We start from the raw sequence: 21867 nt of genomic DNA, 5'->3' as shown, positions 1-21867 counted from the left end.
TGCCGCTTTTGAGCCTGAACGGATAGCGTTTTTCTCTTGAGCAATAATACAACCATTCCCGCCATCCACGCCTTACGCAAGCAACTGGAAGCCTGTTTCGGTGCAGAGCGTTTTGCCCTGCGCCGCGCTTTATTCTCACTGGAAAAACAACCCTGTAGCAAACGTACCCTCGAATTGCAGGCACGCATGGCAGCTTCCAGCCAGAAACGCAGTCTGCGCCAGCAACACCTGCCACAGCCTGAGTATCCGGCAGAGTTGCCGGTCGCTGCCCGTCGTGACGAAATTATTGCTGCCATCAGCCGCCATCAGGTCGTGATCATTTGCGGCGAAACCGGCTCAGGCAAAACCACCCAGTTGCCGAAAATGTGTCTGGAACTGGGGCGCGGCGTGGATGGTTTCATCGGTCACACCCAGCCACGCCGTTTGGCAGCCCGCAGCGTGGCGGCACGGATTGCCGAGGAACTGAAAACACCGCTGGGGCAACAGGTTGGCTACAAGGTACGTTTCCACGACCGCTGTTCGCCGGACAGTTACGTCAAGCTGATGACCGACGGCATTTTGCTGGCAGAAATCCAGCAAGACCGTTTCCTCAACCAGTATGACACCCTGATCATTGACGAAGCCCACGAACGCAGCCTCAACATCGACTTTTTGCTGGGCTACCTGAAATGGCTGCTACCGAAACGACGTGACCTGAAAGTCATTATCACCTCCGCCACCATCGACCCGGAACGCTTTTCCCGGCATTTCAACCACGCGCCCATCATCAATGTATCAGGACGCACGTACCCGGTAGAAATCCGCTACCGCCCGCTGGTGGATGTGGATGGTGAGGAAGAATTCGAGCGTGACCAGACCGAAGCCATTCTGGATGCGGTTGATGAACTGGGGCGCGAAGCTCCCGGTGACATTCTGGTGTTCCTGCCCGGTGAACGTGAAATCCGCGAAACGGCGGAAGCCCTGCGCAAACACCATCCACCTGCCACCGAAATCCTGCCGCTGTATGCCCGCCTGTCCAACGAGGAACAACACCGCATTTTCGAGCCACACGGACGGCGGCGCATTGTACTATCCACCAACGTGGCGGAAACCTCCCTGACCGTACCGGGCATCAAATACGTGGTGGATAGCGGTTACGCCCGTATTTCGCGCTATTCCTGGCGGGCGGGAGTGCAACGCTTGCCGATCGAAAAGATTTCGCAGGCTTCTGCCAGCCAGCGCTCCGGGCGTTGCGGGCGGGTCAGCAACGGCATTGCCATCCGCCTGTATAGCGAGGAAGATTTCAGCAAGCGCCCGCTGTTCACCGAACCGGAAATCCTGCGTACCAATCTGGCAGCAGTCATTTTACAACTGGCAGCCCTATGGATTGCCGATGTTGAGGAATTTCCGTTTGTCGAGCCACCGGATACCCGCCTGATCCGCGATGGTTACAAGCTGCTGTTTGAACTGGGTGCGGTGGATGACGATTACCGCGTCACCCCCAGTGGGCATCAACTTGCCAAACTGCCGCTCGACCCACGTTTCGGGCGCATGTTGCTGGCAGCGAAAGACAACGGTGCGTTGCGCGAAGTTCTGGTCATTGTCAGTGCCCTGACCCTGCAAGACCCACGCGAACGTCCACTGGAGCGCCAACAGGCGGCGGATGAAAAACACAGCCGTTTCAAGCATGAAGATTCCGACTTCCTCGGCTTCCTCAAGCTGTGGGACTACTTTCACGAACAACGCAAACACCTGTCGCAGCGCAAATTCCGCGAACTCTGCCAGAAAGAGTTTCTCTCGTTCCTGCGCCTGCGGGAATGGCACGACATCCACCACCAGTTGCACCAGATGCTGGCGGAAATGGGGGCAAAGGAAAATGAAGCGGATGCATCCTATGATGCCATCCACCTCAGCCTGCTGACTGGCTTGCTGGGCAATATTGGCCTCAAGGATGAGGAACGCGAATACCTGGGGGCAAGCGGACGCAAATTCCACATTTTTCCTGCCTCCGGCCTGCGCAAAAAAGCTCCGCAATGGCTGATGGCAGCCGAACTGGTGGAAACTTCCCGTCTGTACGCACGGGTGGTTGCCAAAATCCAGCCCGAATGGGTGGAACAACTGGCCCAGCACTTGCTGCGCCGCCATTACACCGAACCGCACTGGGAACAGAAAGCTGCGCAGGTTGCTGCCTTTGAACGTACCGCGCTGTATGGGCTGACCATTACCCCACGCCGCAAGGTCAGTTACAGCCAGATTGACCCACCGGTGTGCCGCGAACTGTTTATCCGCCACGCACTGGTGTACGGCGAATACCGCACTTCTGCCGCTTTCGCTCGCCACAATGCCGAGCTGATCAGCGACATCGAAACGCTGGAAGCCAAAGGCCGCCGCCGCGACATTCTGGCGGATGAACAACGTTTGTATGACTTTTACGCCGAACGTATCCCGGCACAAGTCGTCAACGGGCATTCGTTTGAACGCTGGCGCAAACAGGCGGAGCAAAAAGATTCCAGACTGCTGTTCCTGAGTCGCGATTACCTGATGCAGCGCAGCGCCCAACATGAAACCAGCCATCTGTTCCCCGACAGTTTGCAGGTGCAGGGCATGATCCTGCCGTTGCGTTACCACTTCGACCCCAAGGCCGACGATGATGGTGTCACGGTGCGTGTACCGCTGCTGGGGCTGAACCAGCTTGCTGCCTGCCGTTTCGAGTACCTGGTACCGGGAATGCTGGAAGAAAAAATTACCGCACTGATCCGGGGTTTGCCCAAACAGGTACGCAAGCAGTTCGTGCCTGCCCCGGATTATGCGCGTGCGTGCATGGAATCCATCCAGCCGAGTGACGATGTGCCGTTACAGGCAGCAGTGGAACAGCAATTGTTGCGCATGACCGGCAGCCGTATTCCGCCCGAAGCCTGGGCAGAAGTCCTGCTGGACAAGCATCTGCTGATGCGCTTTGAAGTCGCCGACGATAGCGGCAAACTGATCCGCAGCGGACGGGATCTGGACGAATTGCGCGGCAGGGTGCGCGAGCAAACCCGTGAAGAACTGGCAGCACAACCTGTCCAGTCCATCGAGCGTACCGGCATTATGGGGTGGGATTTCGGGGATTTGCCAGAGACACACTGGCTGGAAACAGGCGGAATGAAACTGCGAACCTGGCCTGCACTGGTAGATACTTCGGTATCCGGTGTTGCCATCCGCCTGTTTGACAATGCGGCGGATGCGACCGCCGCCCATTGGCAGGGCGTGCTACGCCTGTTCCTGTTGGCGTTGCCCGCTGAAGTGAGGGATTTGCCGAAACATGTGCCGCAAATGCAGACACTGTGCCTGCATTACGCCGCCACCGGCAAATGTGAAGAATTGAAGGAAAGCCTGGCCCGTTATGTGTTCCGGCAGGCATTTGCGGATTACCTGACTATCCGCAAACAGGACAGTTTTAGCCATGCACTGGCTGAATGCCGCAAGCAGGTATTTCCGCAGGCACAGGAAGCTGTGCGTTTGCTCGCACCCTCACTGGCGCTGTACCACGACATCCGCAAGCAATTGAAAGGCAAGGTTCAACCGGCTTGGCTAGAAGCCATGAACGACATCAGCGACCAGTTGAACCATCTGGTCTACCCCGGTTTTCTGGACGCAATCAGCCCCGAGGAGTTGCGGCACTTTCCGCGTTACCTCAAGGGCATACAAAGGCGTTTGCAAAAACTGGCGGAGAACCCGACCAAGGACAGGGCGTTACGCTTGCAGATACAACCCTGGTGGGATCAGTGGAGAAACGCAACGGCAACCCGCAGGGAAAACCTGCACGATTACCGCTGGTTGCTGGAAGAGTTTCGGATTTCGCTGTTCGCGCAGGAACTGGGAACCGCAAGGCCGGTATCAGCCAAGCGGTTGGAAACATTATGGAAAGAAAGCTGAGCGATCACTGCGGAACCATTGCCGTACCCGGATTGCGCGGGTAACGGGTTGGGTAGCCGTAGTACTTTTTGGCAACTTCCGGTACTTTCATTTTGGTCAGCACCGTACCAATCACATTGGTACGTGCCTGCATCAAACGCTCATAAGCATCTTTCAGGCTGCGCTTGCTGGTTTGCCCAAACGCACTGACCAGCAGCGTGTTGTCAGAACGGTTGGAAATGATCAGCGCATCCGCCAGCCCCATGACCGGCGGGCTATCCAGCACCACCACATCAAATTGGGCGGAAGCCTCTGCCAGCAGGCTGGCAAAACGGCTACTAGCCAACAGTTCAGTCGGATTGACAACCGCATCCCCCGCCGTCACGGCATACAGGTTTTCTACGGTAGTTTCCTGCATGATCTCTGGCAGGGTATTGCTGCCACGCAGGTATTCTGCCAAACCCATACCGTTGCTGATATTCAGTTTTTCATGGCTGGCAGGGTTGCGCATGTCACAATCCACCAGCAACACCCGTTTGCTGGTATAAGCAAAAACTGTCGCCAGATTGACCGATGTGGTGGTTTTGCCTTCACTGGCTGAGGGACTGGTCACATTCATGATCAGGGCATGGTGCTCGCTGGGGGCTTTGAATAACAAGGTATTTTCCCGCAAGGAACGGAATGCCTCCAGCATGAAGGAACTCACCTTGTCACCGGAGGTTGCCAGCACATTGCGGTTGTTTTTGCCTGTCATGAAGGGAATAACACCAATCAGTGATACATCCGACAGGGTACGTTTGATGTCTTCAACACTTCTGAGGCGGTCATCCATCATATCAGCCAGAATGGCCGCCAGCAGCCCCAGCAGCAAACCGGCAACCGTACCAATCCCCAAGTTCAACAGGACATTCGGCTTGTAAGGCTGGCTGGGAACCGTAGCCTTGTCGACGACCAGGACGTTGCTCACGCCACTGCCTTCGGCAATGGACACATCTTTCATGCGTTGTAGCAAACCTTCATAGTTCTCACGGTTGGCGGTTACTTCACGTTCCAGCGTGTTGTATTCAACGCTTCTGTCACGCTGATCCAGCAACGCTCCTTTCTGCTTTTGCAATTCGGCACGTAACTGGTCTTCTTTCTGCTTCGCAGCCTGATAAGCCGCCTGCAAAGAGCCACGGGTAGTGCTGTCAATGCTGGAAGACTCACGGGCGATGTCACTACGCAACTGGCTGATCTGACGGCTCAACTGCTGCATTTCAGGATAACCCGGTTTGAACATCTGGGATTTTTCCTGATAGTCACTTTGCAGACGCGCCAGTTGTTCTTTCAGCGCCTGGACAGCGGGGTTTTCCAGCGTCCGGTCAGCCCCTGCGACGTGTTGTGACTGGCGGTAGGCTGCTTCTGCGGCAATCCGTTCAGCTTGGGCAGCAGCAAAGGCACGGTTGATTTCAGTAATACTTTGGGAGTTCAGTGATTCCTTGTACTGACCGTCAGTGGTAATGATGCCCTGCTTTTTGGCATAAGCCACCATGCGGTTTTCAGAGTCTTCCAAATTGACCTTGGCAGTGTTCAACTGGTCGGTCAAAAACTCCTTGGCATAAGAAGCAGCCTCGGAACGGCGCTCTAGGTTCATTTTGATGTAGTTTTCAGCCAGTGAGTTGGCAATGGTAGCAGCAGCCTGTGGACTCTCATCGTCAAAACTGATCTTGAAAATCTGCGAGTTTTCTACCGGCTGCACCAGCAAATACTTCAAAAACCTGTCTTCTTCCGTTTTGGGCTGTTGTGCTGGCAGTGGCTCACCTGTCAAGGTCTCTTTGACGCTGGACAACCAGCCATACAGCTTCAACTGCAAGCCGTCCTCATTGCTGAACTGCTGCTGGATACCTAGCTCTTCCATCACCCGCGCTGCCAGATTACGGCTACGCAACAACTCATATTGGGTCTGGTAGTAATCCTTTTCGTTGATCGGCGCACGCATGTTATCAGCATTGATGTTGAGGTCACGCATGTCTTCCGCACTAATCTGCAAGGTCGTGCTGGCACGGTAAGTCGGTGCAGTCAGGATGGTAAACAGGATGGATAACAGGAAAATACCGCCTGCTATGGCAAAAAACAGCCCCTTGCGCTGCATGATGCGTTTCCACAACTCGCCCATGCCAAATTCTTCAACTTTTTGCTTGGGTGCGGCATCCTCAACCGGGATATATTCAATAATCTGGCTATTATTCCCCGACCTGATGTCAAGAGCCTTTGATTGCTGTGTTATGTAGTAGTTTTCCATGGCTATTCCTCTGTCTCTGTTTCGTCGTCCTGCTGGTTTCTAGGATTCATAGATGTAACTTAATATTTCACGGGCAGCGCTAAATTCCTTTTTTTTGTAGGTATTCAAACCTGAAGTTGAGAATTCAATATTCTCGATATGTTCCACCACGTCACCCACATTCATGCAAACAGCGCACAACTGGCTGGAACCCACATAATTGGCAAGCTCCAACTGATGTTTGTCAGCCCTGTCGGTATTAGGTACAACCAAGACCCGTTTACCTCTTTCCAGCAGCATGAAGATGGTTCCTGCCCCGGCATGGGTAATGAAAAAATCGTAGTCAGACAGTTTGTCATTCAATTCCCGGTCAAATGCAAAACATTGCTTGTACTTTGGCTGATAAAGACCTTCGCCTGTTTGCAGCACAATGTCATACTTGTTTTCAATTTCACGATTTTCGTCAATATTCCGTATCAGGGAATCAAACCCGGTAGTACCGGTAATGACCAGAATACGGCGTTTGTTATAAGCGCCCTGCAAATTCTGCATTGTGGTACAACTCCTTTAAAGATTCATTTTGCACAAAGACTTTGGTACTGAAAGGGGAACAGGCTTTGCCTGACAGACTCTTACTGGTAAACCTGCACCAGTCTTCAAAAAATATGCGTTTCTTGATACCCAGCAATTTGCTGACCATGAAAACCGGAATACAAACACCAGGGCCAAAACCGATCACGGCATCGAAGCGATAAGCACGTTCTAGTTTGATTGTCAGCCATGCCGCCTTGATATAGGATTTCACAAACAAAACAGGATCAAATGCTGCATTCTTGTGACGCATGGGCGGAACGGTATGAACCTCGCCTGCTTCTTTCATCGTTTCCGAATCAGTAATGTGAATAAAATTCAAATCAGGATCAAGCGAACGCATTAGCTCCATCAGCCGTATGGCTTGGTCGTGATGCCCCCCCTCGCCGTACACGAGCAATATATTTAACTGTTTTTTGTCCATATACATCTCCCTGAATCCTGATCAAGGTCATCAATATTGCGAATTCCCCAGCCATCCTGCTGATATGCTCACCGAAAGGAATGGTGAGACACACAGCAATAAAAATTGCCATCATGATAATAATAAAATCATTATGATAACGACGGTACAACATCCCTACTATCGCCACATAAATGGCGATTAATGGAATATAAAAAAAGCCATACTTGTACAGATAACCAACAAGCCCCATATCAGCCGTATAGACATTCATGCCAAAATAGGTTTTAAATCCGCCATTGAACTGCAAGGACAAATGTCCATGTGGCATGAAAAAATCACGAATCACATCCCTGAACAGCAGGTTAAATTCCATGTTGCGGTAAACATCGTAGAAAAAAACCGGCTCAGCAAAAACATAAGCATACAGGAAGTACAAGAAATACAGCAACATCATAAAGATGGGCACAAAAAACAATGCCGCCAGATTCAAATGATCTTTTTTCAAGCGAATAACAACAATTGCCAACATGGAAATAATTGCAATAGCGGCAATTGAACGTGTCTGGTTAATAAACACCATGTACAACACCGTCAAAATTACTGGCAATAACGCCTTGCCAAATTTTCCTTGTGCCAGTAAAAAATAAACATACAAGAAAATCATGAAATTGCCGCCAAGAAAGCGGGTTGCAAACCGGTCATCCATTGACTGGAAGCCATCCAGAAAATGCTCTGTATGGGTTGAAAACCAGAAACCCTGGTTGCGCGGAATGAGTTCGTAAGCATTCAGAGCAGACCATATCAGACCGACGACAAACACAACACCCAGCACGCTCTCAATGTCTTCCGTGGAATAACTTTTTTTCCGCAACATCAACAGCGGTATAAAGTAGGAAAAATACAACAGGGTACGGCGCTCCTCCAGTATGCCAAACTCAAACGGCTGCTTGAAATAAAGGTATGAAAACAAAACCGGCACAATAAATACCATCAACGCCAGGAATGCAACATACCAATCAAACCGTTCCATGCGTTCACGGTGGAAAACTGCGTAGTAGGCAAAGAAAAGTAGGGATACTGCTGCGACCCCTTCCATTAAAAATGGAATGCCGTAACGATGGTCATCACTCAGAAAAAACAGTCCTGACAGCAATAACATTACCGATGCAAGCAACAACCTGTCAAAGTTTGATGCTGATATACTGTCTGCCGTTCTTTCAGAGGGCATCCTAAAAACAACCATTGCAGAAGACATATTCAGTAACCTTTATTTTAATCGTTAAAACTGTTTTTACAGGAAATCATCCCTGAGCCGTTACAGCCGTATCAGTCTGGATTGTCAGGGTTTCCCTGCTTTTTTTTTGCTTAAAAAACCAGGCAAAAAACGCTAGACCAGCCAATATACCTACAACGCCATTAACGACAATGCTGACCAAAGCATTCCCAAACAGGTTGTTCACCCACAGCAAGGCATAAACCGCCACTAAACCCAGCAATGTTGTCAGCACCAAACCAAACAGGTATTCATTCAGCCGATGTCCGATTTCGCGGGCAACCCACATAAACAGCAAAGGAAATGGCAATAAACTGAGGAACAAGGCAACCGCAACCCCGTTATAGGAATACAGATTACCCAGCGCAAACAAGCCAATACCGTAAGCCAACCCACTCAATACCAGCACAAATGCAATGAGCCTGGCTTGCCCGCTACCCTGCGCAGCCCAGTAAGCTACTGACAGGTTGGCATTGAAAAACGAAAACAGGGCAATAATCTGCAAGGTCAGAGTTGTTTTATCGGCAAACTCGGGGGACACCCACAAGCTCAGGAAATTACCACCCGCAGCAATCAGCATGACTGCGATCAAACCACTGATGAAAAACACCACATGGGTGGCATGGCGGTACAGATTCAACAACTCTGTTTTCACCTTCAGGCTGGAGAGTTCACTGAAACGCGGAAACAGGATGACAACCAATGTATTGACAATACCATTTGCCATTTGCACGATGGTGTAGGGAATCTGGTAATAGGTCACAGCATCTGTGCCAATAATGCCACCAATCAGCAGTTTGTCAGCCCTGGTGACAAGCGCAATGACAAAGTTGCTAACGAAAGTATATGCACTGAAGCTGATCATTCCCCGAAAAATCGGCAGGTCAAAAGCCATGCCAAACTGCACACCAGCAGGCAGCACCTTGCGCCCGGCAAGATAACCACTGCACAAGGCAATCGCTTGGATAAACACATATCCCCATAACACTTCATGGAGTGCATAACCTGCCAACAACAGTAGCGTAGTTAATACCACCCCACTGATATTGCCTGCGTTATGAATGACCGCCGGGACATCAAAACGGTGATAGGCACGGGAAACATTCAGGAAAAACTGGTTAATGTAGCTCAAAAACAATGCCAAACTGGTAATTCTCAGAGCGATACTGGCATCCGCTGCCTGCTGTGGCGACTCATACAAAAAACCTGCCAACGCCGGAGAAAACACAAACAAGGCCGTCACCATCAGCAGCCCCAGCCCCAGATACATCAGCAAGGCAATATCCAACACTGGCTTAACCTTGTGCGCCTGTCCGGTGGCTTCGTATTCCGCCACATATTTGATGACTGCCTGCCCTACCCCCAGATCGACAAAGCTCATGAAACCAATCAGGGAAATGCAAATAATGTATAAACCGTATTGGTCAACGCCAAAATATTTCAGCATGAGCGGGATAGTCAACAAAGCAGCCAATAATGGCAAAATGTAACCAACCCCGCTAAAAATGACATTGCGCCTGATATTTTTCATGATTAATTCCCTGTATGGCCTTATTCAGGATGATGCAGGGATAACAGTCTTGTGTCCCATAACAAGTGAAGCAAGGGCATACTTCAGAGATGAACGGGCAGCCTTGAATACCAGCCCGCCCCGTGTCTGCAATGGCAACGAACTGTTCATAGCTGTGACAAACAGTTCCCACCAGATTTGCGCCCCACGAACAGCCTTGTCCAGCAGGCGGATACGTGCCGCCTCCTTCATGTAACTGGATTCGGCGTAATAGCGGTACAGCTTGAGCGGCGCATCAATCGAGGCAATCTTGCCTCTGACAGCCACTTGTGCAAGAAAGGGCACTTCCAGACTGAACACCAGATTTTTCCATATCTGGTTCGGCAAATAACAAGCCTGGACGACCTCCGTCCGGTACATGCCATAGAAGCAGTCAAACAGCTTGTGCCCCGGATACTGGAAGAACAACTCACGCTTGTGCTCCCAGTCAGCGTCAACATCTGCCAGACGGATGGAATCCAACCGGTTCACCTTGACTGCAACCCCGTTTTCGGAAATGTATTTGAGATCAGCCATCACCAGCGCCAATTGCGGATCACGCTCAAGGCATTTCACCAGTTCGCTGACAAACTCCGGCTCACACAAGTCATCCGAAGCTGTCCACATGAAATACTTGCCACGTGCCGCTTTCATTACAAAATTGAAATTTCCCAGCAAACCCAGATTACGTGGCTGACGGATGTAGCGGACACGGGCATCCCTCGCGGCATAGTCCCTGCAAACGGCTTCTGTCCCGTCTGTCGAACCATTGTCGGAAATGATGATTTCAAAATCCGTGAAGGTTTGCGCCAATAGCGATTCCAGGGTTTTGGCAACCAAGCCCTCCCGGTTGTATACAGGTAATCCGATACTGACCGTAGGCTGCTTTTCTGCTGTCATTGTTGCTTCCTTTACAAGTCGTGTTAATTACTTGCTTGTGTCTACCGATTCATAATCCCTGATCTGCGTCAGAGATACCGAAGCCATATCCTCACCACGCCGCCATGCCTGATGCCATGACAGGGTATTTTCCAGCGCGGCAGGCAAGTGCCAGCGTGGCAACCACCCCAGTCTGGCTTTGGCTTTGGAACTATCCAGCCGCAGCAGACCCGCCTCATGAGGCTGCGGGCTGCCGTCGCACTGCCAGCTTGCTCCTGTCACTTGATTGCACAGGTTTTCGACAATCCAGCCTACCGAGCGGGCATCCCCTTCATCCGGGCCAAAATTCCAGCCTTCGGCGAAGCTATTACCCTCTGCATACAGTTTTTCTGCCAGCGTCAGATAACCGGACAAGGGTTCCAACACATGCTGCCACGGGCGTACTGCATGAGGTGAACGGATGGTGATGGGTGTTCCGGCATCAATGGCCCGCAGAAAATCCGGGATCAGTCGGTCATCTGCCCAGTCACCCCCGCCAATGACGTTACCGGCTCGCGCACTGGCCAACTGGATACCGGCAGTATTCATGAAAGAACGGCGGTAGGCAGAAGTCACCAGTTCGGCACATGCCTTACTACTGGAATAAGGGTCATAACCGCCCAGGGCTTCACTTTCGCGGTAAGGCCAGACCCATTCACGGTTTTCGTAACATTTATCAGTGGTAATATTCACGATGGCTTTCACACCCGCTATCCGCCGGGTAGCCTCCAGTACGTTGACCGTCCCCATGACATTGACCGCGTAGGTATCCACCGGCGCCACATAGGAGTAACGCACCAGCGGCTGAGCAGCCAGATGAAACACGATGTCTGGCTGAGCCGCTGCCATTGCCTGACTCAAGGCCGCAGCATCGCGGATATCACCGATGGTGCTGGCACGTATCCGTGCCGACACATTGCAGACATCAAAGAAACTGGGCGAAGTGGGTGGAGCCAGTGCATAGCCATGCACTTCCGCCCCCATGTCAGCCAGCCACAAAGCCAGCCAGCCGCCCTTGAAGCCGGTATGCCCGGTCAGGAAAACCCGTTTGCCTTGCCAGAATTCACGCTTCATGCCACACCTTCCAGGGCGCTTTGCCAGATACCCACAGTTTTTCCAGCTCCTGTTTTTCGCGCAGGGTATCCATAGGTTGCCAGAAGCCGCCATGACGGAAAGCCATGACCTGCTCCATTCCAACCAGACGCTGCATTGGCTCGGCTTCCCACATTTCCATGTCATGTGCCACGGCATCAATGCATTTGGGTGACAACACAAAGAAACCGCCATTCACCAGACCGTCACCGTGCGGCTTTTCTTCAAAACTCATCAGGCGGCTGCCATCAAGCTGTAACACGCCATAACGCCCGGAGCGCTCCACCGCTGTCATCGTGACCCAGCGCCCGTGCTTTTTGTGAAACTCAATGGAGGCGGTAATGTCAACATTGCCCACACCATCACCGTAGGTAAAACAGAAGGCTTCTTCGTCTTTCACATAGTCTGCCACCCGCTTCAGGCGACCGCCGGTATAGGTTTCATTGCCGGTATCGACCAGCGTCACCCGCCACGGCTCTGCATGGCGGCGATGCACTTCCATTTGGTTGTGAGTCATGTCAAAGGTCACATCGGAACGGTGCAGGAAATAATTGGCGAAATATTCCTTGATGACATAACCCTTGTAGCCACAGCAAATGACGAAATCATTAACGCCGTGTGCAGCATAGATTTTCATGATATGCCACAGGATCGGCATTCCACCGATTTCGACCATTGGTTTTGGTTTGACATTGGTTTCTTCAGCAAGGCGGGTTCCAAGTCCCCCGGCAAGAATGACTGCTTTCATGTTTTTAATTCCCTAATTTGTTTTCGCACGCGAATCATTGATGGAAATAAGTGTTTTGTTCCGCCCGCAGCCGGTCGCACAGACGATCTGCTGGCAGCTCCACATCGTCGTAAGTAATGGGGTAATCCCTTGGCACATCACGCTTCATGCGACAACCTTCCGACAACCCCATTGGCAACAGATTTTCGGTGTGGCAAACACTGGAATTTTCAGCCGCACCGTAACAGGTGAACCCGCCAATCCCGTCCAGCACTTCACCGGCCTTGAGGTCACGCTTGGCAAGGGTAATCACATCCACGACCGGCCCACCGATAGGTGCAACCGCAGCGTCGCCAAACAACACGGCACGCGCTACGGTCAGTGGCACTTCCAGGTGGCACAGGTGGTAAGGGGTGTAGAACACGTACAAGGGACCATCGCCCATCTTGTAATACTTGAGGTACTGCTGCTGGATAGGGTTGTCGTTGTAGCCCAGCACAAACACACCCGGTGTGCGCTGCGCCCCCAGCACATAATCCACCAGACCGGTTTCCAGCATTTCATCCAGCGGAAACAGCCCAGCAGAATCATTGACATCAGCACAGGCTGGGCCATACATGCCACGCTGACCGACCTTGAAGCCCGTCGCATTGGCGACAACCGCCATTTCCATGGAAATCTTGGTGCCATCGGCAAATGAAGTCACCATGCGGGGTTTTTGCTTGAATTGCTCAGCATAAGCCCGCTGGGTTTCCGGGGTACGGTAAGGGTCTTGCAAACCCTTGATATTGCCAGCCAGCACCGGACGGCAACCGATGCTTTTGACATAACGCAGCAGGTTCATTACCACGCCCGGCTGGTCGCCATCCACATTGGTCATGACCACACCAGCACGGTCTGCATACACTTTCAGGATAGGGCCAACCGTGGCATCCAGTTCCGCATTCATGAGGATGATGTGCTTGCGGTTTTCAATCGCGCTCATGGCGACATGGGCACTAAACTCCACGTCGCCCGTAGCTTCCACCACCGCATCAACATGACGGGACTGACACAGCAGTGCGGGGTCACTGGTGACTGCATACTTGCCTGCCGCCAGCAGTGTATCCAGTTGTGCAAGGCTGTGCGCCTGATTGACATCATCCACCCCGGCCTGCTGGTATGCCCGCTCTGCTTCCTCAAGGGTGCGGTTGGCAACTGCCACCAGTTTCATGCCAGGTACACCCTGAAGGATTTGCAGCGCCACACCGCGCCCCATATAACCTGCGCCGACAATAGCAACTCTAACCGGATTATTATCCTGTTGGCGCTTTGCCAAAGCCGTATCAACAATAATCATTTTTTAACTCCCCGCAACGAAGAAAATAACCGCAAAAGGCTGATTCAAAGAACTGGAACATAATCAGGCCAGTTTTTATCTTTGGGTGAAACTGCACTCACCGCCAACGGCCATTGAATCCCGAAAGACGGATCATCATAACGCGCCCCACGCTCACATTCGGGAGTATAAAATTCGGAAACCTGATAAAAGACTTCACAGTTATCCTCCAGTGTTTGATAACCGTGAGCAAAACCTGCCGGAACATATAACATCCGGTGATTTTCCGCACTCAGCTCAACACCAAACCATTGCCGGTGGGTCGGGGAATCCGGGCGCAGATCCACAATCACGTCGTAAATGCGCCCTTTGGTACAGCGCACCAGTTTGACTTCCTCTGCGGGTGCAATCTGGCGATGCATTCCACGCAATGTACCTTCAAACTTATTAAAGGAAAGATTGCTTTGTACAAAAGCAGTCACCAAACCATGAGCGCCAAATTCCTTCTGACACCAAGCTCTGGCAAAAAAACCGCGCTCATCCCCGATTATCTGGGGATCAATAACATAAGCGCCTCGCAAATAGGTTTCTTCAAAAATCATTATGCATATCCATTTGAGTTTCGTTGTTCAACAGCCCTTTAACGGGTGTTTCATGCATATATCCTGATAAAGCACACAAACAGCATAGACATCTTTCAGTTTATTAGCGTCTGTACACAGACTGACAGTTACGAAAGACCCGATAAAGGGCAAGACGTCCCTTTACACACGCTGAGAACGACTAATCCACTTTTTTCCCATACGTGCCAGACTGACCACGTACACAGAAAAACTGGCGAGAAACAATAGGAAAATGGCGGACTCACTCCAACCAAACATCGGCAGCAAGACACCGGTCAACACAAACAATAGCGACAGGCTACATATTTTTACCAAAACCAGATACCGGTTGGCATAACGCAGCAACAGCAAGTGGTGTAAATGCGTGCGATCTGCCTTGAATACAGGTTTGCCGTCATGCATCCGGCACAGCATGACCCGCACCATATCCATCACCGGGAAAGCCACCAACCACAACGCCGTTGAGGTTGAAAACGCAGGCTCTGCCCCCTGGCTACCCTTGACCAGCAACCAGACCACCGTAAAACCGATCAACATGGAACCGGTATCCCCCATGAAAATCTTCCTGACCTTCACAATCCCCATGTTTACAGCCAGATAAGGAATCAGCGCCACCACCATGAACAAGGACATATACAGGCTATTCACATCTCCCTTGAGGAAAAACAGCAAACCCAGCCCCAGAAACGTAATCATGGAATTGATGCCAAGCAAACCATCAATCCCGTCAATCATGTTGAATGCATTGATACCAGCCAGCACCGCAACGATGGTCAGAAGCACGCCACCATAACCAATGTACAGGTTGCCCTGACCAAACAGATCACCAACGTTACTGATGTGCAAGCCCGCCCCCACAATCATGATGAAAGCAACCAAGGCCTGTACCACCAGACGTACCAGCGGGGAAATATCCCAAGAATCATCCATGACACCCAAAACAACAATCAGGCTGCTGCACACCATATAAGTGACATAGCCATTACCGGGTGCAGCAAACAGCAGGATGCCCACTGCCAACCCGATATAAATGGATAAACCACCGATCAAGGGAATATGACCTTGATGAAGCTTACGCTGATTGGGCACATCGACCAGACCAAATTTTTCTGCCAATGGGGTTAAAAATAAAATTGATAATGATGACATAAACATTACCAATAAGGCGACACTTAAAAAACTCACTGCGACCTCCTGTCATTCATATGCATCATGACATATAAAACCAGTTTTTGACACGCTACCGCCCTTCTGTAACAAACAGACCACGGCTTAGAGGAATTAGCCATTAATCACTTTTTTGCTGATTAACTGACTTTAATAACGAACACATCGCAAGATGTAAAACCTTGCACAACTCACCACTGACAAGCGACCCAAAAGACAAAAGCGCATGACCCATAGACTTTCAGGGTCACGATTCAGATAACGGAAAAAGGGATACCACAAGGTTTTTGCCATTTGCGCCAAATTTCATCAAACTTCCGCACACCAAACTCACCTGCACAAGCCCCTCAAAGGTCTTATGGGTGCATAATTCAGTGTAATTGAAACATTATTTATTACACTCACTCTTCCCACGAATGGCGACATTTACGCTCCCAAAGGCAACTTATGCCACCATGATGCGTATAATCATGACATCTAAAAATAAACATTATCTATTTATAAAAATAAAATTTAACTATTGAATAACTAATCCTAATATCTCAGACACAGACTATAGTCGTTTTCAACGCAGTTTCCGTCAAATGTTTTTATTTGGCATTTGAATATTTGATTTGTACAAAAAACAATATCTCTAATAAGAGCTTTTCAATTACTTATGTCATCTTGCATCTTTATCACCAAACGAAAAACGATCGATAAGTAATCAATCACTTTAAGCGGATATTCGTTTTCTTATAGTCTATTTAACGATTAACGGTCTTTTTTCCTGACACTTGCTCATGCCTAACTCATCAAATACACTTTTGATATATGCCAATAATACAATCATTAAATTTAAAACGATCCACATAATAGGTTAATTTTTTATTTTACCCCTGATCAGATGGGTTCCTGCGCGAAATTTTCCACACAAACATGGCACACCCCAACCCAAACCCGGTAAACTAACGACCACAACGGAAGGGCAACAAACTCATGGAAAAACAACACTCCCGCGTGATTTCACCGCACAGTAACCAGACAGAGCAACGGGCAGACGACCATATCCGCCCACGCCGCCTGCGTGACTACATTGGGCAACCGGTAGTGCGCGAACAGATGGAAATCTTCATCGGAGCAGCCCGTGGCCGGGGTGATGCCCTTGATCATGTGCTGATCTTCGGCCCGCCCGGCCTTGGCAAAACCACCCTGTCACACATCATTGCCCACGAAATGGGCGCAAACCTGCGCCAGACTTCAGGCCCGGTACTGGAAAAGGCAGGTGATCTGGCTGCCTTGCTGACCAATCTGGAACCGCACGATGTGCTGTTTATTGATGAAATCCACCGCCTTAGCCCAATGGTGGAAGAAATCCTCTATCCAGCAATGGAGGATTTCCAGCTCGACATCATGATTGGCGAAGGCCCGGCGGCTCGTTCCATCAAGCTGGACTTGCCCCCCTTCACGCTGGTGGGCGCAACCACCCGTGCCGGTTTGCTGACCTCCCCGCTGCGTGACCGTTTCGGCATTGTGCAACGGCTGGAATTTTACAATACCGACGACCTTGCCTACATCGTGCAACGCGCTGCCGGGATCCTTGGTGCGACTATTGATGCGGATGGAGCGCGTGAAATTGCCCGCCGTTCACGGGGCACGCCACGTATTGCCAACCGCCTGCTGCGCCGGGTACGCGATTTTGCCCAGGTCAAGGGGGATGGTGTCATCCATGCCGGGCTGGCTGACAAAGCCCTCAATATGCTGAATGTGGATGAACAGGGTTTCGACCACATGGACAGGCGCTTGCTGCTGGCTGTCATGGAAAAGTTTGACGGCGGCCCGGTTGGGGTCGACAGTTTGGCGGCAGCCATTGGCGAGGAACGTGGCACGATTGAGGATGTGCTGGAACCCTTCCTGATCCAGCAGGGCTTCCTGATGCGTACCCCTCGCGGGCGGGTTGCCACCCGGCGGGCATGGCAACATTTTGGGCTAAATATCCCCGAACACCTTGGCAACAACACTCCAACAGAAGGCACGAATCTTGAGCTTTTCGAGTGAATTTATCCTCCCCGTCAGGGTCTATTATGAGGACACAGACGCAGGTGGCGTGGTGTATTACGCCAATTACCTGAAATTCATGGAACGCGCACGCACCGAATGGCTCCGGTCACTCGGTGTGGAACAGGACGCTATTGCACAACGCCTGAATATCCTGTTTGTGGTCGGGGAGGTCAGTATTCGTTACCGAAAACCTGCACGATTTAATGAGCAAATTTTTGTCATTACTGCTATAAAAGAGATGGGCAAAGCCACTATTACATTTAATCAGGGCATCTGGCGCGAAAAAACAGGCGGCGAACGCGAACTGTTGACCGAAGCTAGCGTCAAAGTCGCGTGCATCAGCAACACAACCTGGCGGGCAACCCCCATCCCAACCGAGATAAGGAAGCTATTTCAGTGACTACCGACCTTTCTATTCTGAAACTCATTCTTGACGCAAGCCTAGTCGTCAAAATCGTCATGGCATTGCTGGTGCTGGCTTCATTGCTGTCCTGGGCGCTGATCATGGCGAAATCGAGCAAGATCAGTGCAACCGAAACCAGCGTGGCACGCTTTGAAGACCGTTTCTGGAGCGGTGTTTCACTGAACTCCCTGTATGAAGAATTGTCTCAGAAAACAAACCGGCAAGGGCTGGAACGGATTTTCTGGGACGGCTTCCACGAATACAAACGTGCGATTGGCATGGATCCTGCTTCCCGGTTGTCACTGACGGATTCAGTACAGCGGGCGATGCGGGTTGCAGCCTCCAAGGAAGTGGACGAACTGGAACAAAACCTAGCATTTCTGGCAACTGTTGGCTCCACCAGCCCGTATATCGGCCTGTTTGGAACAGTATGGGGGATCATGAACTCTTTCATTTCACTGGGACAAATGCAGCAAGCCACATTGGGCGTGGTTGCTCCCGGCATTGCCGAAGCACTGATTGCCACCGCGATTGGCCTGTTCGCTGCCATTCCGGCGGTCATTGCCTACAACCGTTTCAGTGACAAGATTGACCGGCTGGCAGTCAGCTACGACAACTTCCGCGAAGAATTCACTGCCCTGCTGGAACGCCACGCAGCAGCACAGAGGAAACCGGCATGAGCACCACTTGCCGCCGCAAGCGCCGCGCCATGTCGCAAATGAACGTCGTGCCTTACATTGATGTCATGCTGGTGCTACTGGTCATTTTCATGGTGACAGCACCGATGATGCAAACCGGGGTGGAAGTGGACGCGCCGGATGCACAAGCCGAATCACTCAGTGCCGACAACCAGAAAGAACCACTGACGATTTCGGTCAACAAGGAAGGGCAGTTTTTCCTGGATGATGGTTCGGAAGTAGCCGCAGGCAGTATTACCCAATATGTTGCCGGACAGCTTGACCCCAAAGGCGAACGCCCCATTTATGTACGGGCTGACGGCTCCGTTGAATACCGTTACCTGATGAATGCAATGGTTGCCGTACAACAGGCCGGTGCAAAAAAAATCGGCTTGATGGCAGACCCTTCACCATCCGACCAACCTAAGCGTTAAAGGCTTGTAACACGGTTATGTGGAAAGAGTTACTGAAAAATCCAAGAGCGCTATTCTGGGCAATTGCACTGCATGTCTTGGCGGTATTGTTGCTGCTGCTCAGCTTCAAGTTTACGGAACGCCCGGAACCGGAAGCAGGCAACCCGGTGCAAATGATTGCATCGGAAGACGTGATTAATTCCCCAGACAAAGCCAAAACCACCCCGGACAAACGCCCGGAAGCTCAGCCCGAAGTAGCGGAAAAAGCCCCAAAGCAGCAGCAACAAGCCAAACCCGCCCCCACCGAACAAACTGACGCCCAACAAGCCAAAGCCGAAGCTGCCGAAAAAGCCCGTCAACAAGCTGCGGCAGAAGCCAAGCGTCAGGCACTGGTCGAACAACAGGCACGCGAAAAAGCTGATGCCGCTGAAAAAGCCCGTGAAACGGCTCGCCAGCAAACCGCTGCCGAAAAACGTGCAGAAGCAGAAGCCGAACGCCGCGCCGAAGCCCGTGCAGCAGAACGCGCAGCCGAAGCCAAGGAAGAAGCCAAACGGTTGGCAGTAGCCGCCGAAAAACGCAAGCTGGCGGAAGCCGAACGCAAAAAAACCGAAGCAGCCGACGCCGCTGCCAAAGCCAGAGCGGAAGAACTGGCAGCCGAAAAAGCCCGTGAAAAAGCTGATGCAGCCAAAGCAACTGCCGCAGAAAAAGCCAAGGCTGAAGCAGAAGCCAAAGAGAAGTCTGAAGCCCTCGCCCGCAAACTGGCAGAAGAAGACAAGCAACGCAAAGCCGCAGACGATGAGCGCAAACTGGCGGAAGAACGCGAACGCTGGAAAGCCGCTGAAGCCAAGCGCAAAGCCGAGGAAGAAGCTGCCGAACGCAAACTGGCAGAAGATCGTGAACGCTGGAAAGCCGCTGAAGCCAAACGCAAAGCCGAAGAAGAAGCCCGCCGGGCGGCTGCCGGTGGCAATGGCGGCTCTGGTGGTGGCCCCAGCGCCCGTGACATCAGTTCCGCCCGCACCGAATGGGGACGCAAGATCAAGGCACGGGTCGAAGGCCGCTGGGATCAACCCGCCGGAACAGCAGGCATGTCCGCCCGTGCCAGCCTCAAGATACGCCCACCCGGTTACATCAGCCGCCTGAGCGTTACCCAGTGTAGTGGCAGCAAACCTTTCTGTGATTCGCTCGTGTCCGCCATCCACCGTTCCGAGCCTTTCCCACAGCCGCGCTACGATGATATGTATGACGAACCGATAACCTTAGTTTTTTGAGTAAGCCATGAAAACGAAACTGATTACCGCTGTATTGCTGGCAACCGGCTTGCTGTTCACCTCCGCAGCCGCCCGTGCCGAACTGGTCATCCAGATTGATGGAGACCCAGGCCCTGATGAAGGAACCCGTATCCTGGTCGCGCCTTTCGGCGAACAGGCCAAAATTATTGAAGCTGACCTGCGCCGCAGTGGTCGCTTTGCCCTGATCAACCCTGCCAGTGTTGGCTCCCTGCAAATGGGGCAACCGTTGGATGCTGCCGCCTTGCAAGCGAGTGGGGCGCAATACGTGGTACTGGGGCGGCAAGCCGGTTCGCTGGATTTTGAAATCGTCAACGTTGCCAACGGACAACGCGAAGGCAGCTTCCGCATCCCTGCGCACCCCAACCAGCGTCGTATGGGACACAAGGCTGCCGACCAGATTTTCCAGAAACTGACCGGCGTGCGTGGGGCATTCGATACCCGCATTGCCTATGTAGCTGCCAACGGCCCGGCAGGTAGCCAGACCTACCAGTTGATCGTGTCGGATTCCGACGGTTTCAACCCGCGTACCATTGCCTCTTCACGCAAGCCGGTGATGTCGCCGAGCTGGTCGCCGGATGGACGCCAACTGGCTTATGTTTCCTATGAAACCGGGCGTCCGGCTGTGTACGTGCAGGATTTGGCATCCGGCGGCAAGCGCATGATTTCCGACCCCAACCAGTCGAGCATTTCGCCTAGTTGGTCGCCGGATGGGCGCTCCATCGCCATGAGTGTTTCCAACCGGGGCGATTACGACATTTTTGTTGCCAATGCAGGCGGTGGTGGCTTGCGCCAGATCACCAACACACGCGGGATTGATGCCGAGCCGCAATGGGCCAATGCCAATACCCTGATTTTCACCTCTGACCGGGGTGGGCAACCGCAGCTTTATCAAACATCTGCCAGTGGCGGCAATGCCAGCCGCATGTCGTTCGGCGGCAGTTACAATGCCGGGGCAAGTGTTGCCGGTAATACCATGGCGATGGTACGGCAAAATGGCGGTGCATTCCGCATTACCGTGACCGACTCTGCCACCCGTGAGGAACGCACCGTGTCACGCGGCACGCTGGACGAATCCCCCGCACTGGCTCCCAACGGTACAATGGTACTTTATGCCACCGATGCCGGGGCACGCGGCTCACTGGCGGTTGCCAGCGACAATGGCAAGGCTCACCAGCTCCTGTATTCCGAAGCCGGTGATGTGCGTGACCCTGCTTGGTCACCTTATCTGGACTAAACAAACCAACG

18 protein-coding genes are annotated in these 21867 nt (G+C 52.0%); 7 read left to right on the top strand and 11 right to left on the bottom strand.

Annotation, left to right across the window (positions count from 1 at the left end; genetic code table 11):
* Nucleotides 1-36 precede the first annotated feature (36 nt).
* A complete protein-coding gene (gene hrpA / locus B2U47_RS02780; protein ID WP_296676477.1) occupies nt 37-3897 on the top strand; it encodes an ATP-dependent RNA helicase HrpA in 3861 nt (1286 codons plus the stop codon).
* A gap of 4 nt (nt 3898-3901) precedes the next feature.
* Here the strand turns inward: hrpA and B2U47_RS02775 are convergent, their stop codons facing one another.
* The 11 genes from B2U47_RS02775 to wecA form a co-directional block, all read right to left on the bottom strand.
* On the bottom strand, nt 3902-6157 hold the full coding sequence (locus tag B2U47_RS02775) for a GumC family protein (protein WP_296676475.1): 2256 nt from the start codon (nt 6155-6157) through the stop codon (nt 3902-3904).
* Between the two features lie 39 nt (nt 6158-6196).
* Nucleotides 6197-6688, bottom strand: coding sequence for a PssE/Cps14G family polysaccharide biosynthesis glycosyltransferase (gene pssE, locus B2U47_RS02770; RefSeq protein WP_296676473.1), 492 nt, complete (start codon nt 6686-6688; stop codon nt 6197-6199).
* Nucleotides 6663-7070, bottom strand: a complete 408-nt coding sequence (locus B2U47_RS02765) for a hypothetical protein (protein WP_296676470.1) — start codon at nt 7068-7070, stop codon at nt 6663-6665. The genes pssE and B2U47_RS02765 overlap by 26 nt, the downstream gene beginning before the upstream one ends.
* On the bottom strand, nt 7057-8388 hold the full coding sequence (locus B2U47_RS02760; RefSeq protein ID WP_296676467.1) for a hypothetical protein: 1332 nt from the start codon (nt 8386-8388) through the stop codon (nt 7057-7059). Before B2U47_RS02760 ends, B2U47_RS02765 begins: the two co-directional genes overlap by 14 nt.
* A 46-nt stretch (nt 8389-8434) precedes the next feature.
* Complete coding sequence (locus B2U47_RS02755) at nt 8435-9937, bottom strand: oligosaccharide flippase family protein (protein ID WP_296676465.1); 1503 nt, start codon at nt 9935-9937, stop codon at nt 8435-8437.
* 24 nt (nt 9938-9961) lie between these two features.
* Entirely contained in the window at nt 9962-10855 is an 894-nt protein-coding gene (locus B2U47_RS02750; protein ID WP_296676462.1) for a glycosyltransferase family 2 protein, read from the bottom strand.
* A gap of 27 nt (nt 10856-10882) precedes the next feature.
* The gene (gene rfbG, locus B2U47_RS02745) at nt 10883-11947 is read right to left on the bottom strand and encodes a CDP-glucose 4,6-dehydratase (RefSeq protein ID WP_296676461.1); all 1065 of its coding nucleotides are present in this window, start codon (nt 11945-11947) and stop codon (nt 10883-10885) included.
* Nucleotides 11937-12713: a glucose-1-phosphate cytidylyltransferase gene (gene rfbF / locus B2U47_RS02740; RefSeq protein WP_296676458.1), complete on the bottom strand. Its 777-nt coding sequence runs from the start codon at nt 12711-12713 to the stop codon at nt 11937-11939. Before rfbF ends, rfbG begins: the two co-directional genes overlap by 11 nt.
* Nucleotides 12714-12747: 34 nt before the next feature.
* Nucleotides 12748-14031, bottom strand: a complete 1284-nt coding sequence (locus tag B2U47_RS02735) for an NAD(P)H-dependent oxidoreductase (protein WP_296676456.1) — start codon at nt 14029-14031, stop codon at nt 12748-12750.
* Nucleotides 14032-14075: 44 nt separating this feature from the next.
* Nucleotides 14076-14612, bottom strand: coding sequence for a dTDP-4-dehydrorhamnose 3,5-epimerase (rfbC, locus tag B2U47_RS02730; RefSeq protein ID WP_296676453.1), 537 nt, complete (start codon nt 14610-14612; stop codon nt 14076-14078).
* A gap of 162 nt (nt 14613-14774) precedes the next feature.
* Nucleotides 14775-15788, bottom strand: coding sequence for a UDP-N-acetylglucosamine--undecaprenyl-phosphate N-acetylglucosaminephosphotransferase (wecA, locus tag B2U47_RS02725; protein WP_296676526.1), 1014 nt, complete (start codon nt 15786-15788; stop codon nt 14775-14777).
* Between the two features lie 990 nt (nt 15789-16778).
* Between wecA and ruvB the strand changes: the two genes are divergently transcribed.
* The 6 genes from ruvB to tolB are packed head-to-tail and all read left to right on the top strand — an operon-like array spanning nt 16779 to nt 21856.
* Nucleotides 16779-17837, top strand: coding sequence for a Holliday junction branch migration DNA helicase RuvB (gene ruvB / locus B2U47_RS02720; protein WP_296683000.1), 1059 nt, complete (start codon nt 16779-16781; stop codon nt 17835-17837).
* A complete protein-coding gene (ybgC, locus tag B2U47_RS02715) occupies nt 17821-18240 on the top strand; it encodes a tol-pal system-associated acyl-CoA thioesterase (RefSeq protein WP_296676447.1) in 420 nt (139 codons plus the stop codon). Before ruvB ends, ybgC begins: the two co-directional genes overlap by 17 nt.
* Entirely contained in the window at nt 18237-18923 is a 687-nt protein-coding gene (tolQ, locus tag B2U47_RS02710) for a protein TolQ (RefSeq protein WP_296676444.1), read from the top strand. Before ybgC ends, tolQ begins: the two co-directional genes overlap by 4 nt.
* Nucleotides 18920-19354: a protein TolR gene (gene tolR / locus B2U47_RS02705; protein ID WP_296676441.1), complete on the top strand. Its 435-nt coding sequence runs from the start codon at nt 18920-18922 to the stop codon at nt 19352-19354. The genes tolQ and tolR overlap by 4 nt, the downstream gene beginning before the upstream one ends.
* Before the next feature lie 17 nt (nt 19355-19371).
* Complete coding sequence (gene tolA / locus B2U47_RS02700; protein WP_296676439.1) at nt 19372-20601, top strand: cell envelope integrity protein TolA; 1230 nt, start codon at nt 19372-19374, stop codon at nt 20599-20601.
* Between the two features lie 7 nt (nt 20602-20608).
* Nucleotides 20609-21856 (top strand): Tol-Pal system beta propeller repeat protein TolB, encoded by a 1248-nt coding sequence (gene tolB / locus B2U47_RS02695; RefSeq protein WP_296676436.1) that lies wholly within the window; start codon nt 20609-20611, stop codon nt 21854-21856.
* Nucleotides 21857-21867 lie beyond the last annotated feature (11 nt).

This window comes from Thiothrix sp. UBA5583 (genome assembly GCA_002425225.1).
GTDB lineage: Bacteria > Pseudomonadota > Gammaproteobacteria > Thiotrichales > Thiotrichaceae > Thiothrix > Thiothrix moscowensis.
This window is presented reverse-complemented; position numbering and strand designations above follow the sequence as displayed.